This is a genomic window from Pseudomonas sp. MH9.2 (assembly GCF_034353875.1).
Taxonomy (GTDB): domain Bacteria; phylum Pseudomonadota; class Gammaproteobacteria; order Pseudomonadales; family Pseudomonadaceae; genus Aquipseudomonas.
In genome coordinates this window covers 5,399,767-5,413,235 of record NZ_CP133784.1, presented here as the reverse complement: position 1 = coordinate 5,413,235, position 13,469 = coordinate 5,399,767, and the positions used below count along the sequence as shown (strand labels likewise).

General features: G+C 57.7%; 15 protein-coding genes. 10 read left to right on the top strand and 5 right to left on the bottom strand.

The window, feature by feature from the left end; translation table 11 throughout:
- Window positions 1–18 precede the first annotated feature (18 nt).
- The 6 genes from RHM55_RS24995 (at window position 19) to RHM55_RS24970 (ending at window position 7,115) form a co-directional block, all read left to right on the top strand.
- Window positions 19–1,056 carry a branched-chain amino acid ABC transporter permease gene (locus tag RHM55_RS24995; protein ID WP_322178799.1) on the top strand — a complete coding sequence of 346 codons (1,038 nt, stop codon included), beginning with the start codon at window positions 19–21 and terminating at the stop codon, window positions 1,054–1,056.
- The gene (locus RHM55_RS24990; protein ID WP_322178798.1) at window positions 1,053–2,855 is read left to right on the top strand and encodes a branched-chain amino acid ABC transporter ATP-binding protein/permease; all 1,803 of its coding nucleotides are present in this window, start codon (window positions 1,053–1,055) and stop codon (window positions 2,853–2,855) included. The genes RHM55_RS24995 and RHM55_RS24990 overlap by 4 nt, the downstream gene beginning before the upstream one ends.
- Window positions 2,852–3,646 (top strand): ABC transporter ATP-binding protein, encoded by a 795-nt coding sequence (locus RHM55_RS24985; RefSeq protein ID WP_322178797.1) that lies wholly within the window; start codon window positions 2,852–2,854, stop codon window positions 3,644–3,646. Before RHM55_RS24990 ends, RHM55_RS24985 begins: the two co-directional genes overlap by 4 nt.
- Before the next feature lie 107 nt (window positions 3,647–3,753).
- Window positions 3,754–4,740 (top strand): 2-dehydropantoate 2-reductase, encoded by a 987-nt coding sequence (locus RHM55_RS24980; RefSeq protein WP_322178796.1) that lies wholly within the window; start codon window positions 3,754–3,756, stop codon window positions 4,738–4,740.
- A 23-nt stretch (window positions 4,741–4,763) separates the two neighbouring features.
- Window positions 4,764–5,528: a class II aldolase/adducin family protein gene (locus tag RHM55_RS24975; RefSeq protein WP_322178795.1), complete on the top strand. Its 765-nt coding sequence runs from the start codon at window positions 4,764–4,766 to the stop codon at window positions 5,526–5,528.
- A 105-nt stretch (window positions 5,529–5,633) separates the two neighbouring features.
- On the top strand, window positions 5,634–7,115 hold the full coding sequence (locus RHM55_RS24970) for a methyl-accepting chemotaxis protein (RefSeq protein WP_416152035.1): 1,482 nt from the start codon (window positions 5,634–5,636) through the stop codon (window positions 7,113–7,115).
- An 18-nt stretch (window positions 7,116–7,133) separates the two neighbouring features.
- On the opposite strand, the gene RHM55_RS24965 is transcribed toward RHM55_RS24970, so the two are convergent.
- Window positions 7,134–8,114 (bottom strand): AraC family transcriptional regulator, encoded by a 981-nt coding sequence (locus RHM55_RS24965; RefSeq protein WP_322178793.1) that lies wholly within the window; start codon window positions 8,112–8,114, stop codon window positions 7,134–7,136.
- On the opposite strand from RHM55_RS24965, the gene RHM55_RS24960 reads away from it, so the two are divergent.
- The 4 genes from RHM55_RS24960 to RHM55_RS24950 all read left to right on the top strand — a co-directional run bounded on the left by RHM55_RS24960 (window position 8,100) and on the right by RHM55_RS24950 (window position 10,078).
- Window positions 8,100–8,957, top strand: coding sequence for an MFS transporter (locus RHM55_RS24960; protein ID WP_322178792.1), 858 nt, complete (start codon window positions 8,100–8,102; stop codon window positions 8,955–8,957). The genes RHM55_RS24965 and RHM55_RS24960 overlap by 15 nt on opposite strands.
- 110 nt (window positions 8,958–9,067) lie before the next feature.
- The gene (locus RHM55_RS24955) at window positions 9,068–9,544 is read left to right on the top strand and encodes a MarR family winged helix-turn-helix transcriptional regulator (RefSeq protein ID WP_084317873.1); all 477 of its coding nucleotides are present in this window, start codon (window positions 9,068–9,070) and stop codon (window positions 9,542–9,544) included.
- 142 nt (window positions 9,545–9,686) lie between these two features.
- Window positions 9,687–9,857, top strand: a complete 171-nt coding sequence (locus tag RHM55_RS26115; protein ID WP_407074679.1) for a hypothetical protein — start codon at window positions 9,687–9,689, stop codon at window positions 9,855–9,857.
- Window positions 9,782–10,078, top strand: coding sequence for an OprD family outer membrane porin (locus tag RHM55_RS24950; protein ID WP_407074678.1), 297 nt, complete (start codon window positions 9,782–9,784; stop codon window positions 10,076–10,078). Before RHM55_RS26115 ends, RHM55_RS24950 begins: the two co-directional genes overlap by 76 nt.
- A 611-nt stretch (window positions 10,079–10,689) precedes the next feature.
- Here RHM55_RS24950 and RHM55_RS24945 read toward each other — a convergent pair.
- The 4 genes from RHM55_RS24945 to RHM55_RS24930 form a co-directional block, all read right to left on the bottom strand.
- Entirely contained in the window at window positions 10,690–11,091 is a 402-nt protein-coding gene (locus RHM55_RS24945; protein WP_322178791.1) for a hypothetical protein, read from the bottom strand.
- A gap of 96 nt (window positions 11,092–11,187) precedes the next feature.
- Window positions 11,188–11,538, bottom strand: a complete 351-nt coding sequence (locus RHM55_RS24940; protein ID WP_322178790.1) for a hypothetical protein — start codon at window positions 11,536–11,538, stop codon at window positions 11,188–11,190.
- A 59-nt stretch (window positions 11,539–11,597) separates the two neighbouring features.
- A complete protein-coding gene (locus RHM55_RS24935) occupies window positions 11,598–12,674 on the bottom strand; it encodes a hypothetical protein (RefSeq protein WP_322178789.1) in 1,077 nt (358 codons plus the stop codon).
- 387 nt (window positions 12,675–13,061) lie between these two features.
- Complete coding sequence (locus RHM55_RS24930; RefSeq protein WP_322178788.1) at window positions 13,062–13,451, bottom strand: hypothetical protein; 390 nt, start codon at window positions 13,449–13,451, stop codon at window positions 13,062–13,064.
- Window positions 13,452–13,469 lie beyond the last annotated feature (18 nt).

The following is a 13,469-nucleotide window of genomic DNA, read 5'->3' as shown; positions in this document are numbered from 1 at the left end:
TAGAAAAGAGCTCTCATTATGAATTTCCAGATAGCCATGCTGCTGGGCCAGGACGGTATGACCAACGGCGCGATCTATGCGCTGTTGGCCCTGTCGATCCTCCTGGTGTTCACCGTGACCCGGATCCTGTTGATTCCCCAGGGTGAATTCGTGACCTACGGCGCCTTGACCATGGCCACGTTGCAGAGCGGTCACCCGACTGCTCTGGTCTGGCTGCTGCTCGGCCTGACGCTGATCGACTGTGCACTCGATGTATGGGGCGCGGCACGTTCAAGCCAGGCCTTTCGGTTCCCCGTGCGCATTCTCTTCAAGCTTGGCTATACAGGCCTGCTGGCGGTGTTGATCAACACCTTGCCGTTGGCCGAATTGCCGATGGCGGTCCAGGCTTTGTTGACGCTGGCGTTGGTTGTTCCGCTGGGCCCGCAAATCTACCGACTGGTGTTCCAGCCGATCGCCTCGGCCAGCTCATTGGTCTTGCTGATTGTATCGATCGCCGTGCACGTCAGCATGGTCGGTATTGCGCTGTTGCTGTTCGGCCCTGAAGGCGCCCGCACCCAACCGTTCTCCGAAGCTGGCCTGGAACTGGGCCCGGTCACCTTCAACAGCCAGACGCTCTGGGTGCTGGCCGTGTCCCTGGGGCTGATCGTCGGGCTGTACCTGTTCTTCGAGCGCACGCTGTATGGCAAAGCCCTGCGTGCCACCGCGGTCAACCGCATGGGTGCCCGGCTGATGGGTATTTCGCCGACCCTCGCGGGCAAGTCGACCTTCCTGCTCGCCGCGCTGATCGGCACGCTGTCGGGGATCCTGATCGCGCCGATCACCACGCTGTATTTCGATTCCGGTTTCGTCATCAGCCTCAAAGGCTTTGTCGGCGCGATCATCGGCGGACTGGTTAGCTATCCGGTCGCCGCGCTCGGCGCTCTGGCGGTGGGCCTGATCGAAGCATTCTCGATGTTCTGGGCCAGTATCTACAAAGAGATCATCGTGTTCACGCTGATTATTCCGTTCCTGCTTTGGCGTTCGTTCACCAGTCGTCATGTGGAGGAAGAAGAATGAATTCGCGCTATCTGTTGCTTGCCCTGTTACTGGTGGTGGGCGTCGCGCCGCTGCTGTTGCCGCCGTACTACGTCACCCTGCTCAATTACATCGGCATGTACGCCATGGTCGTATTGGGGTTGGTGCTGCTCACGGGTGTCGGCGGCATGACCAGTTTCGGTCAGGCCGCGTTCGTCGGGCTGGGCGCCTACACCTCAGCCTACCTGACCACCACTGAACAACTGCCGGCATGGTTGGCCTGGGCCGGAGCGTCACCGTGGCTGACGCTGCTGGCGGGCGTGGTGCTCACCGCCTCAGTGGCACTGATTCTCGGCGCCCTGACACTCAAGTTGTCAGGGCATTACCTGCCGCTGGGAACCATTGCCTGGGGCCTTTCGCTGTACTACTTGTTCGGCACCCTGGAATCCCTCGGCGGTCATACCGGCGTCGGCGGCTTGCCATCGATTTCATTGTTCGGCCTGAAGCTGGATAAGGGCGAGAATATTTTCTACCTGATCTGGGCCCTGCTGTTGCTGGCAATCGTCGTCACGCAGAACCTCCTGAATTCTCGCGAAGGCCGCGCCATTCGCGCACTTAAGGGAGGCCAGGTAATGGCCGAGTCGATGGGGGTCAACACCTTCCGCTCGAAGATGGTGATCTTCGTCATCTCTGCGGTGTTCGCGGCCATTTCCGGCTGGCTCTATGCGCACACCCAACGCTTCGTCAACCCAACGCCGTTCGGTTTGAACATGGGCATCGATTACCTGTTCATGGCCCTGATCGGTGGTGTCGGCAGCGTGTGGGGCGCCCTGCTCGGCGCGGGCGTCCTGACCATGCTCAAACAATGGTTGCAGGACTGGTTGCCGCACTTGCTGGGTAACACCGGCAACTACGAAATCATCGTATTCGGCATCCTGATCGTGGTGCTTATGCAGCGCGCACCGTGTGGTCTGTGGCCCTTGTTGACGCGCCTGATACCGGCCCGGTTCAGGGTCCGCGCCAAGGTCCTGAATGTCGACGCCAAGGCTGCACCCATTCCCCGCCGGCAACTGCCCAAACATGGCGAGCTGATCCTTGAGGCGCGGAATGTGACCAAGCGCTTCGGCGGACTGGTGGCCAACAACGACATGAGCCTGGAAATCCGTTCGGGTGAAATCCTCGCGCTGATCGGTCCCAACGGTGCCGGCAAAAGCACCATGTTCAACCAGCTCTCCGGCGTCGATACACCGAGCAGCGGCGATGTGCTGTTCATGGGTCAAAAGATCAACGGCCTGAACTCCCGGCAAGTGGCGCGCATGGGCATGAGTCGCACCTTTCAGCACGTGAAGCTGCTGGGCAACATGAGCGTGTTGGAGAACGTCGCCATTGGCGCGCATTTGCGTGGCCAACAAGGCGTGCTGGCGGCGGCCCTGCACCTTGATCGTCGCGAGGAAGCCGAACTGCTCGGCGAAGCCAGACGTCAGCTTGAGCGCGTAGGCCTGGGCGACTATTTGTATGAAGAGGCAGGGAGCCTGGCACTCGGCCAACAGCGGATTCTAGAAATCGCCCGCGCCTTGTGCGCCGATCCGTGCCTGCTGCTGCTCGACGAACCCGCCGCTGGCCTGCGACTGAAAGAAAAAGAAGCCCTTGGCATCCTGCTCAGTCGCCTGCGCAGCGAAGGGATGGCGATTCTGCTGGTCGAGCACGACATGGACTTCGTCATGGGCCTGGTCGATCGCGTGGTGGTCATGGAGTTCGGTCAGCGGATCGCCCAGGGCTTGCCCGAAGACGTACAGAAGGATCCGGCCGTGCTGGAAGCCTATCTGGGAGGAGTTGAATGATGAACATGCAAGTGGAACCGCACCTCGCACCGCGCAACCAAGTCGACGACGCCGTGCTGGAGATCAAAGGCCTGAGCGTGGCCTACGGCAAGGTCGAAGCGCTGAGCGACGCCAGCCTGACCGTCGGCAAGGGCCAGATTGTGACGGTGATCGGCCCCAACGGCGCCGGCAAGACCACCCTGCTTTCGGCCATCATGGGCGTGCTTGGCTCCCGGGGTCAGGTGCATTTCGACGGCAGCCTGGAAACCTTGCCGGAAGTGGAAGTGATGGTCTCGCGGGGCCTTGGCCTGGTGCCGGAAAAACGCGAATTGTTCACCAGCATGAGCGTGGCCGACAACTTGCTGCTCGGCGCTTTTCAACGCCATCGCCGGGGCGACCGTCGCTACAGAGAAACGCTTGGCGAAATCTACGAACTGTTCCCGCGCCTGTGGGAGCGCCGCGAGCAATTGGCGGCGACGTTGTCCGGCGGTGAACGGCAGATGCTCGCCGTGGGCCGGGCGCTGATGGCCAAGCCCAAGCTGCTGATGCTCGACGAGCCGAGCCTGGGCCTGGCGCCGCTGATTACCCGGGAGATCTTCCGCATCATCACCGCGCTGCGTGAGCAAGGGGTATCGATTCTGCTGGTCGAGCAGAACGCGCGTGCCGCCCTGCGGGTAGCCGATTACGCCTATGTATTGGAAACCGGTCAGATCGCCATGCAAGGCCCGGCGCAGAAACTGGCTGATGACCCACGCGTGATCGAAGCCTATCTCGGCCTGGCCAGCAAGCATCAGGAAATGCTCGCCAACTGACACCGCGCCCTTGCAGGAGCTGGCTTACTAGCAAGCCGGCCTTCCTACAGGGGACTGTTGTTGTGTTCAACAACCTATCGCCCCCTTGTGAATAATCCGGAGTCACGATGAACGCTTCCTCCTTGCGCATCGGCATCGCCGGCGCCGGTGCCATCGGCTGCACCCTAGCGGCCCGTCTTGCGGGTAACGGCCATACGGTCAACGTACTGGCCCGAGGTGAAACCCTGACCGCCATCCGCCGTGACGGCATCCACTTATCCGATCTGGACGGTCATCATCATGTGCGAGTCGAGGCCAGCGACAACGCTGCCAGCCTTGGCGTGCAAGACCTGATTTTTCTCTGCACCAAGGCACAAGCCCTGGCCAGCCTGCTGCCACAACTGCAACCGATGATCGGCGCCGAGACGGCGGTGATCCCGGTGATCAACGGCGTGCCGTGGTGGTACTTCCACGGTGAAGGTGGACGCTACGAAGGGCAACGGGTGAGCGCGGTTGATCCGCAGTCGACACTCAACCAGGCCCTGGACCTGCGCCACGTGATCGGCTGCGTGGTGTTCATCACCGCGCACTGCCCGGCCAACGCCGTGGCTGAATCGAACACCCCGCACCTGATGATTTTCGGTGAGCCTGACAACCGCCTTAGCGCCCGGCTGGAGCGTGTGCGCGCACTGATCGAAAGTGTCGGCATAGAAGCACGAGCCACCGACCGCATTCGCGACAATCTGTGGACCAAGATCATCGCCAACCTCACCTCCAACCCGCTCTCAGTGATTACCGGCGCGACGCTTGATCAACTTTACAGCCTGCCGGAGTTGCGCGACCTGGTCAGCAGTTGCCTGCACGAAGCCTTGCTCACGGCCGCCGCGTACGGCGCGCGCGTGAGCATCGATCCACGGACCTTTCTCGAACTCGGCGCCGGCATGGGCGCGGTGCGCACCTCGATGCTGCAGGACTATGAAAAAGGTCGCCCTCTGGAGTTGGCCGCCATCGGCGACGCAGTGCTGGAGTTGGCCGATGGCATGGCGATCCCGATGCCCGTTACTCGACACCTCATTGCCCTGGCACGCTTTCGCGGCGAACAGGCCCGTCACTGACTCACTACGACAAGGACTCCGACATGGACCACACCCTAATGGCAAAACCGCATGCGTACAGCGACGAGGAATGGGCACTGCGCGTGCAACTTGCGCACTGCTACCACCTGGTGGATTTCTTCGGCTGGACCGAGACGATCTTCAACCATATTTCCGCACGCCTTCCTGGCCCGGCGCACCATTATCTGGTCAACCCGTTCGGCCTCAATTACACCGAAGTGACGCCAGAGAACCTGCTTAAAGTCGACCTGCACGGCAAGAAGCTCGAGGACTCGCCCTACGACGGTAACCCAGCCGGTTTCGCCCTGCACAGCGCGGTGCACGGTGCCCGTTCGGACATCCAGTGCCTGATCCATACGCACACCACGCCGATATCGGCCATCGTCATGAAGAAGGCCGGTTTTGCCCATAACGACTTTTACGGTGCGCAACTCTACGGACGGATCGGTTACCACACCTTCGAAGGCATCACGCTGTTCGACGACGAAAAGGCGCGGATGATCGACAGCCTTGGTGACAAGCACATCCTGGTGCTGCGCAATCACGGCATTGCCGTCGGCGAAAGCAGCATTGCCAAGGCGTTCTTCCTGCTGTGGACAGTGCAGCGCGCCGCCGAAATCCAGTGCCAGGCCGGCGCTCTGGGCGGTGAGGACAATCCGCTGCCTGAAGCGATCAGCCAGAAGTGTGCCGAACTCACGGCCATGCTCATTCGGGACAGCGGCTTCGCTGTAAAATTTTTCGACGCCATGGTTCGCAAAATGCGCGCCGAACGCGGCCAGTGCTGGTAATCGCGGGAGCATTCAGTGGCTAAGTCAAAGGAATACACGCCACCGGTCATCGTTGCGGCGCAGCCAGAAATCCCGATCTCGCGCCTGGATACTCTCGGCCATCTGATGGCCTGCAACGATGCCTATGTGGCGCTCAGTGGTTACGCCCGAGAGGAGCTGCTGAACCAACCGCACGAACTGATCAATCATCCGCTGATGCCCAAGCGAGTCATTGATCGTATGTGGGAGACCTTGCGCAGCGGCGTGCCCTGGACAGCGCCCATGATGGGTCGCGATAAACAGGGCACGACGTTCTGGTGCAATCTCTATGTGGTGCCACTGCTGGAGGGCGGTCAGCTGAATGCGCTGGGTACGGCGTATCACCCGATGGACGCCGCCCAAAGCCTGCGAGCGGAAAAACTCTATCGACGCTTGAATGACGGCCACGGCCCACTGACTTTTGCCCGGCGCATGCAGGAGCATGCCAGCACTCAGGGCATCGCCTGGCTGCTGGGGTTTGGTGTCACGGGCGCCATGGTTGTCGGACAGATCGACCTGGCACCCGGCCTTCTGGTGCTCGGCGGAGTATTCGCCGCGAGCTGGCAATGGCGAGCCAGACAACATGCGGACGTCCGCCGGATCATGGCCCGGCACGATCAGGTCTACAGCGACGCGTTGCTGGCCCCGCTTCAGGAAGGCAGCGCCAGCGTTGCCAACCGTTTTGACATGGCCCTTAACAGCCAGAACACGCGGATGCGCACGGTCATGTCGCGCATCCGGATCAACGGCGAGACCGTGCGTCAACGCGCGCAAGAATCGTCGACACTGGTGCAGACCCAATCCGGGCACCTGCAACGGCAACTTGAAGAAGCCGAGCAGTCCGCCGCGGCGGTCCATCAAATGAGTGCCACGATCCAAGAGCTGTCGCGCAACCTGCAACACGCGGCCGAAGCCACCCAAGCCGTCGACCGCCTGGCTCGCGATGGTGACCGGATGTCCGGGCAAAGCCAGCGTTCGATGACCGGCCTGTGCACCTCGGTCGAGGAAATTGGCCAAGCCGTCAGCCGCCTCGCGGAATCGATCGAATCAATCAGCGGCGTCGCGCATGTGATTCGCAGTATCGCCGAACAGACCAATTTGCTGGCGCTGAACGCGGCCATCGAAGCGGCACGCGCCGGCGAGACCGGACGCGGTTTCGCAGTGGTCGCCGATGAGGTACGCAGCCTCGCGACCCGCACCCGCGAATCCACTGAACAAATCCAGCGCTCCATCGAGCAGTTGCGTGAAGGCAGCGCCCTGGCCCTCGCCACAGCGCAACGCGGCGAATCGGCCGCGCGGGAATCAAGCGAAGACGTATCGCAGGTCCAAACCGCGTTGCGGCGCATCTGCGAGGAAGTCGGACAGATCTCCGGCATGAGTTTGCAAATGGCCTCGGCCATCGAACAGCAAGGTCAAGTCGCGCAAGAGATCAACGGCCAGATTTCCCAGATCGTGAATTTGGCGCAAACCAGCAGCGATCAGTCCCGACGCAGTACCCAGATCGGCGAGGAGCTGCATCAACTGGCCAACTCCCAACTCGACCTGGCCCATCGGTTTCTACAGGGCTGAACGATTCATCCTCATGCATCAGGCCTGACGTCGCAGGGTCTCGGAAGGCAGGCAGCCGTACTGTTTGCGGTACTGCATGGCGAAATGACCGAAGCTGGCGACAGCGTGACGCAACAGGATATCCGTCACGCTGTCGGTCGGGCCAGCCTGCTGCAGGGCTACGTGAACCAAAGCCAGCCGACGAGTGCGGACATAGTCGCTGGGGGTTTGCTGAAGAAACCGCGTGAAGCCATTTTGCAAGGTGCGGATCGACACGTCGCAGAACTGCGCCAGGCCCGCCAGCGCAATCGGTTCGGCCAGGTGCTGTTCGATGAAGTCGCGGGCCTTCTTGACGTGGTGAGGCATTGGTTGGCGCTGGTCTTGCAGCAGATCGACCGAATAATTGTGCGGCAACTGCGTCAGCAGCACCGACAGCAGATAGTCCGACAGGCTCCCGCCCATGGTCGAGGTCAGCAGCGTCTGGCTGGCGTCGCCATAGAGCTTGCAAATGTAATCCAGGGTGGTCCTTACCGTCGCCATGCCCTGATGCTCGGCGTCGACCTGAATGTCGAACAGCAACGGCTGACGCAAACGCCGGTTGAGCAACACTTGCAGCTGACGCTCGAGGGCTTGGCGATCGGCGCGCAAAATCAGGTTGCGGCAGTCCTTGTCGATACGAATAAAACTGCGTTCAGAAGGCGAAGAAATGGTCAGCCCACCCTTGCGCAAAATCGCGCTCTGCTTGCCCAGGCTGACCATGCCGCTGCCTTCCAGGGTGACCCGAATCAGGTAGTAGCCACTGATATCGCCGGCGTCGATTTCCACCGGTGCACCGTAGTGCAGATCGAACAACGCCGAGCTGCCGAAAAACACGCCATACAGCTGCGATTGCAGGGCGCCGCCCTGCTGCATTTTCATCTGGTGGGGCCACAGGTAATGACTGACCCGATCCTTGACCTCGCCAAACCCGCCGGAACTCAGAAGGCAATGATGACGGAGCGAAGAGTGTTGATCGAACATGCTGAAGCACCTCCAGAAAATGACACCGTTACCCGCAGGCACGTCGATAATTTAGTGGAAATGGAAAGCAATTTTCACGCCACGCAAACGCTTTCTGCGCGCCCGGAACAGCCTCTGCGCCTGATGCATAGAGTCAAGGCAAACAAGGGCTTGAAGCTGGATGCGGCGGGTAATGTCCACGCGCCCAGCATGAAACAGGCATTCAAGTTCCTGACAGTGCACCGCAAGACCTTTTTCTGCCACTACCTGGGGTTTTCGTTCTACGCGATGACACTGTTCTGCATGCTCAGCTGGACCCCGGCCTTCTATATGCGCAAATTCGGCCTCGCCCCTAGCGATACCGGCTACATGCTCGGGATCGTGGTGCTGCTGGCCAATACCAGTGGCGTGTTTTGTGGCGGTTGGCTGATCGACTGGCTGGCGAAAAAAGGCTACAGCGATGCGCCGATCCGTGCGGGAGTCATCGGAGCGATCGGCATGGCCGTGCCCGCCATCGCGTTCACCAAGGTCAGCGAACTGTGGATGTCCGTGGCGTTGCTGGCACCGGCGATGTTCTTCGCTTCGTTCCCAATGCCGGCCTCGACCGCGGCCATGCAAATCCTGCCGCCGAATCAGATGCGAGCGCAGATCAGCGCGCTGTTCCTGCTGATTTCCAATCTGATCGGCCTGGGTCTTGGTACCACGCTGGTCGCGCTGCTCACCGACCGGCTATTCAAAAATCCGGCCATGGTCGGCTCATCGATTTCCCTGCTAAATGCCTTCGCCGTCGCACTCACCCTGCTCTTGCTGATCAAGGGGTGCCGCCACTTCCGTGAGAGCCTCAAACACGAAGGCCTGGCCTGACGTCCTCACCTGAGGCACGCTACGGCGTGTCTGCTGGTTTTTTGCCGCGGGCGGCGCGACAATGACGCCCGCTATCAAACCCGCTCACCTGAAAGACTACGCCAACCTTTATGACCACCCCGAAAAAGCGCCTGAGCCGATACAACCCCGCCAGCGAAGACTTCAAGAAGGAAGAGTTTCCCTTCTACTGGCTGGCTCGCCTGCACGGTCGCTACTCCATGGCCATGGAGAAAGCGCTGAAAAAAATCGATATGGACATACCGCGCTGGCGGATTCTGTTCATCCTCAAGGAAAATGGCGAGTCGAGCATTTCGGAAATCTCCATCCACGCCATCGCGAAGCTCTCGACCATCACCAAAATTGTCTATCGCATGAAAGCCGACGGCCTGGTAGAAACCAACACCAGCGCCAGCGACGGACGCGTGACTCAGGTCTCACTCACCGATGTCGGCCGCCATACCATTGAAGAAATCCAGCACGGCACCAGCGATATCTTCCGCACCAGTTTCAAAGGCCTGACCGAAGCCCAGATCACCAAACTGAACGGAACGCTGGAAAAAATATTCAATAACCTGCCGGAAGACTGACCCGCGATGGGCATTGGCGATAGTTTGCACGCCTTGAATAGCGGCCGTGTACAGCAGAAATCCGATGATTTAGATTTCTGCTTTTTATAGGCACAGCATTCACCATCGATAGCTGATCCCTTTACAGGCAATCGCGCAGTGCGTGAATTACAGAGCGACCAAAGACATGACCTTGCAGTACTACTACGGCGACGGCGTCACCAAAGGCAAGGTCGACAGTCGCCTGAGCAGCGCGCAATTCACCTACCTAGTGAACGGCCCCACCTTCGCCGCCGGCCTGCAACAAGTCAGCGGCGACAGCGATGCAGTCTGATTGAGCCAGGGCGACGGCTCGACCGCCTGCTTCAGATCGGCAAGTTCCAGCGCGCCGGGGAAACCACTTGGCTGGCTCGCCATAACTATGACTTTGCGAAAGTCGGGATTCCCGGCCTGAGTTTCCTGGGCATGTACGAGAGCGACTCAAACATACGTACTCCCACTGGCGACAAAAGTGAGTGGGAACGTAACCTGACCGTGAGCTACGTGGTCCAGTAGGGCCCGCTGAAGGACCTGAGATTGCCCTGCGCCACGCCTCACTGCGCACCGGAGTGTCCACGCAACGGGACAGCGATGAGCATCGCTTCTGAGGAGGCTCTTACCGCTGGATCGCGCTGCATTAGCGTGGTCGAAATCGTCGATCCAGCTCACTTATCAAGCTGGACCAAAGCCCTGCCCGGAACAAACACCGACCTTGGAATCAGCTGAGGATTCCACCCAGAGCCAGTCGTTTTGTAGGGGTAAAAACGACCAAAAATAAAAAAGGGTCGCGAGATAAAATCTCGCAACCCTTTGAATTATATGGTCGGGACGGAGTGATTCGAACACTCGACCCCTAGCACCCCATCTCCTTTTTCATACTTCTCGAAAGCTTCCAAAATTTTACTCTGGATTTTTCTAAGCTGGTATTTACTTGAGCTCCAGCGGTGTTCTGCTCCACAAGAGTCCAGTAACGTCCATCAAGAGCCGACGTTTTTGTGGGGGGAAAAGTTAGGGGGAACCGATTTTATGGCCAAAATCACCATAAAAGAACTCGAGTCGCTGACCGCCAACGACCCCGGGGGGTTTAGCCCATCCTAATGAGCGAAACGAGCGACTTGAACCCATTATTAAAAGGTGCGATACACGTCCTCTGCTTCCGAATACATAGCCTGCCCTTTGTCAACAAGCCTTTGCCAAACTTTGGTGGCCTGAGGCGTGCGAAATACACCGTTCATACAAAGGTTGGGACTTGAACATACAGTTTTTTGTAATTCAGAGGCAATCAATGGAATACCGAAATCTGGTATGCCTTTAGCTTCGTATTCACTTTCACCATTATTGTACATAGCTATAACTTGAACCTCTGAGCCAGAAATAAGGCTCACGGTTATTTCAAACGCCTCACCAGATTCAGGAGGAGGGATTGACCTGAATCGATAAGACCACTCGCTCTCTTGGAAGTTTTTGGTGACGGTGTATGTATAAATTCGAGACTGCCCATCTCGGTCTATACAGGAAATTTCAGCCATAAATCCTCCTAACGTTTAGCTAAAGGACGTTCGCAAGCTCTGCTTGCGCGACGTCCAAAGTTAGCGGAGCGAACAGCTTGAACCAACTGTTATATGTTACTCCTTATTTTGAGAGATCCACGGTTGAGATTTTCCAACGAATGACCCTAGAGCTTTTTGTGTTTGACCATCAATCTCTGAAACGGCGGCAAGAGATTTTGCATCTATTTTCTTCAGAATAACGGTCACCGTATTCTCTTGCTCTTGGACGATACAACCCTCAGTCACGACGGTTTTTGTATTGTTTTCAAGATTATGGTTGAAGTAGTTTCCGTTGTGAAGGGTGGCTTCTTTAATTCCCATTCTCTCAAACAGTTTTCCGACTTCTTGAGCTTCGGCAACAGCTTTGTTGAGGTCTATGCCCGTCAGGCTAGCTGCGGACTCAATTGTGGAAACTTCTTTCGTCATCGTGAACTCCTTACGTTGATTTGTGGGGCAATTCAGTATCTGGTTTCGATCCGCCCCCTCTAGCGGCGCAGAATAAGCTCGGCACGGAATAGCTTGCCGATGTCCAGCGAGGCTGAGAAACCGTCTGATGTAGTTCTGTTTCGGCCAATCAGTTCTGGCCAATCGAATTCAGAATTCTTAATGAGCTCAACGATTGTTGGCTGCTCGGCAAGCTCACTCACAGCATCGCGGTTGATGCCTTGTCGCACGATGACGTGGGATACAAAGTCGCCCCCCACTCGAATTGCCCGAGGGAGCTCAATACGCGTTTCACGACCAATGAACTTTTCATCAAACAGCCGCTTGTGACTATCAGCATCACTCAACTCGGCTCGTGCTATCACATCACGTTCTTTTATCAACTGGTGACGCTTATCTTCTGCTGCTCGTGTCTCTTTTCCTCCCCAAGCTAGCACCTTCCCAGACGGCGAAGCGACAGCTTCTGCCGAGATCTCGAACCCTGCCATTCGCAATAGTTTGGACATGACACCCCTTGTAGCCGCGTCAGTTGCATTTGGTAGGTCCTGGGACAAAATTTCGACTGGCTCATCGGGGACGGGGTCAATCACTTTCAAACGGCTTCCTTCTGCTCCTTCGATGCCGATAGTAAGCCCACATACAAGGCGCTGTCCGACGTGTCCTTTGGGGAAAAGCAGAGATTGCTTCTGAGCTATTCCTCCTGAGAGTTGCCGCTCGCTGTAGTCAACACCCGACTGTGTTCCCTTACATTCAATGACATGCCATCGACCCCTTGTATCCCTGGCTACAAAATCGGGAGTCTTATTAGGTCCTCGTTTCGCAATTCGACGCTGCGTTACAAGCAAGGACGCCGCGTACTGTTGCATGAAATAACGGCCGTCGACGATCAGATCTAGATCTAGTTTATCTGTGAGCCAAAGCATAGATACTCCCATGCCGAAGTCATCGCTCAAAATAGTCTTCTGGTGAGCGTCAAGCTCTGCAAAGCTATGTGTTAGCTTCATCTCCGCATCACCAGGGGTGATTGCTGCTAGATATCTAACCCATGCCCAGAACTCACTCAGCGTGACTCCCGTCGTCGCCGCTGGCGTCGTCAGATAGCCGATCATCAGGAGCATTGACGGTATATTTAAATCGTAATGACTGCGCCCCTTTTTGAAAGACCGAGGGAAAAGAGGAGGCACCCCAGGGCCTGGCCACGTAGATTCGTCAATGGTGATAGGGAGAGTTCTGTCCATGGTGCTCCAATGCTGTGCGTTCCTTGCAGGAATCAATTGTTTTGTAACTAAACCGCATACGTCAAATCCTACTCAACGTGGTGGAGGATCCTGGAATCGCTTCTTGCAGAGACCTAACGCAGTCGACGTTTATCAACGTATCGACTGTACTGACCGTGCTACCAAGCAAGGTCGAGCGCTTCCAAAGCCCTTACCAGAAACGCCTTCCTAACCCCCCAGCCTGAAGAATTATCGCCGACAATAGAGATCGGATATGCGGTCATCGCATCAATGAGATTTGGATTGAACCTTGCCACCCACCAAGGTCACCACCATATATACGTACACCTCCGTACCCCACGTATAGATCTGCACGTTGCCGCCGCTGGCGGCCTCCTTACCGGGAATCTTGACGATGTCCAGCACCTGTTCATATGTCATGCCAGGCTCAATTGCAGCGTATTGTTGGTCACTGATGTTGGGACGCTGGGCTCTTATCGTTTCAAGATCGGGAAAACCGGATTGATAGCTGACGTTGTTGCCGTTGCCAGAAATTACCGGACTGTTGTTACCGCTGGAGCTGTGCGAAACCGCCTGGGTCGGTAGGACGAGCGCCGCCACTGATGCCAAGGCTCCCAATATGCCTGTGTACAAGCCAATTCGTTTCATGTTTGCCATGTCATTCTCTGGATTCTC

Coding starts and splice junctions, on each gene's coding strand:
- RHM55_RS24995 (WP_322178799.1), top strand. CDS start 19: ATGAATTTCCAGATAGCCATGCTGCTGGGCCAGGACGGTATGACCAAC.
- RHM55_RS24990 (WP_322178798.1), top strand. CDS start 1,053: ATGAATTCGCGCTATCTGTTGCTTGCCCTGTTACTGGTGGTGGGCGTC.
- RHM55_RS24985 (WP_322178797.1), top strand. CDS start 2,852: ATGATGAACATGCAAGTGGAACCGCACCTCGCACCGCGCAACCAAGTC.
- RHM55_RS24980 (WP_322178796.1), top strand. CDS start 3,754: ATGAACGCTTCCTCCTTGCGCATCGGCATCGCCGGCGCCGGTGCCATC.
- RHM55_RS24975 (WP_322178795.1), top strand. CDS start 4,764: ATGGACCACACCCTAATGGCAAAACCGCATGCGTACAGCGACGAGGAA.
- RHM55_RS24970 (WP_416152035.1), top strand. CDS start 5,634: ATGGCCTGCAACGATGCCTATGTGGCGCTCAGTGGTTACGCCCGAGAG.
- RHM55_RS24965 (WP_322178793.1), bottom strand. CDS start 8,114: ATGTTCGATCAACACTCTTCGCTCCGTCATCATTGCCTTCTGAGTTCC.
- RHM55_RS24955 (WP_084317873.1), top strand. CDS start 9,068: ATGACCACCCCGAAAAAGCGCCTGAGCCGATACAACCCCGCCAGCGAA.
- RHM55_RS24945 (WP_322178791.1), bottom strand. CDS start 11,091: ATGGCTGAAATTTCCTGTATAGACCGAGATGGGCAGTCTCGAATTTAT.
- RHM55_RS24940 (WP_322178790.1), bottom strand. CDS start 11,538: ATGACGAAAGAAGTTTCCACAATTGAGTCCGCAGCTAGCCTGACGGGC.
- RHM55_RS24935 (WP_322178789.1), bottom strand. CDS start 12,674: ATGCTCCTGATGATCGGCTATCTGACGACGCCAGCGGCGACGACGGGA.
- RHM55_RS24930 (WP_322178788.1), bottom strand. CDS start 13,451: ATGGCAAACATGAAACGAATTGGCTTGTACACAGGCATATTGGGAGCC.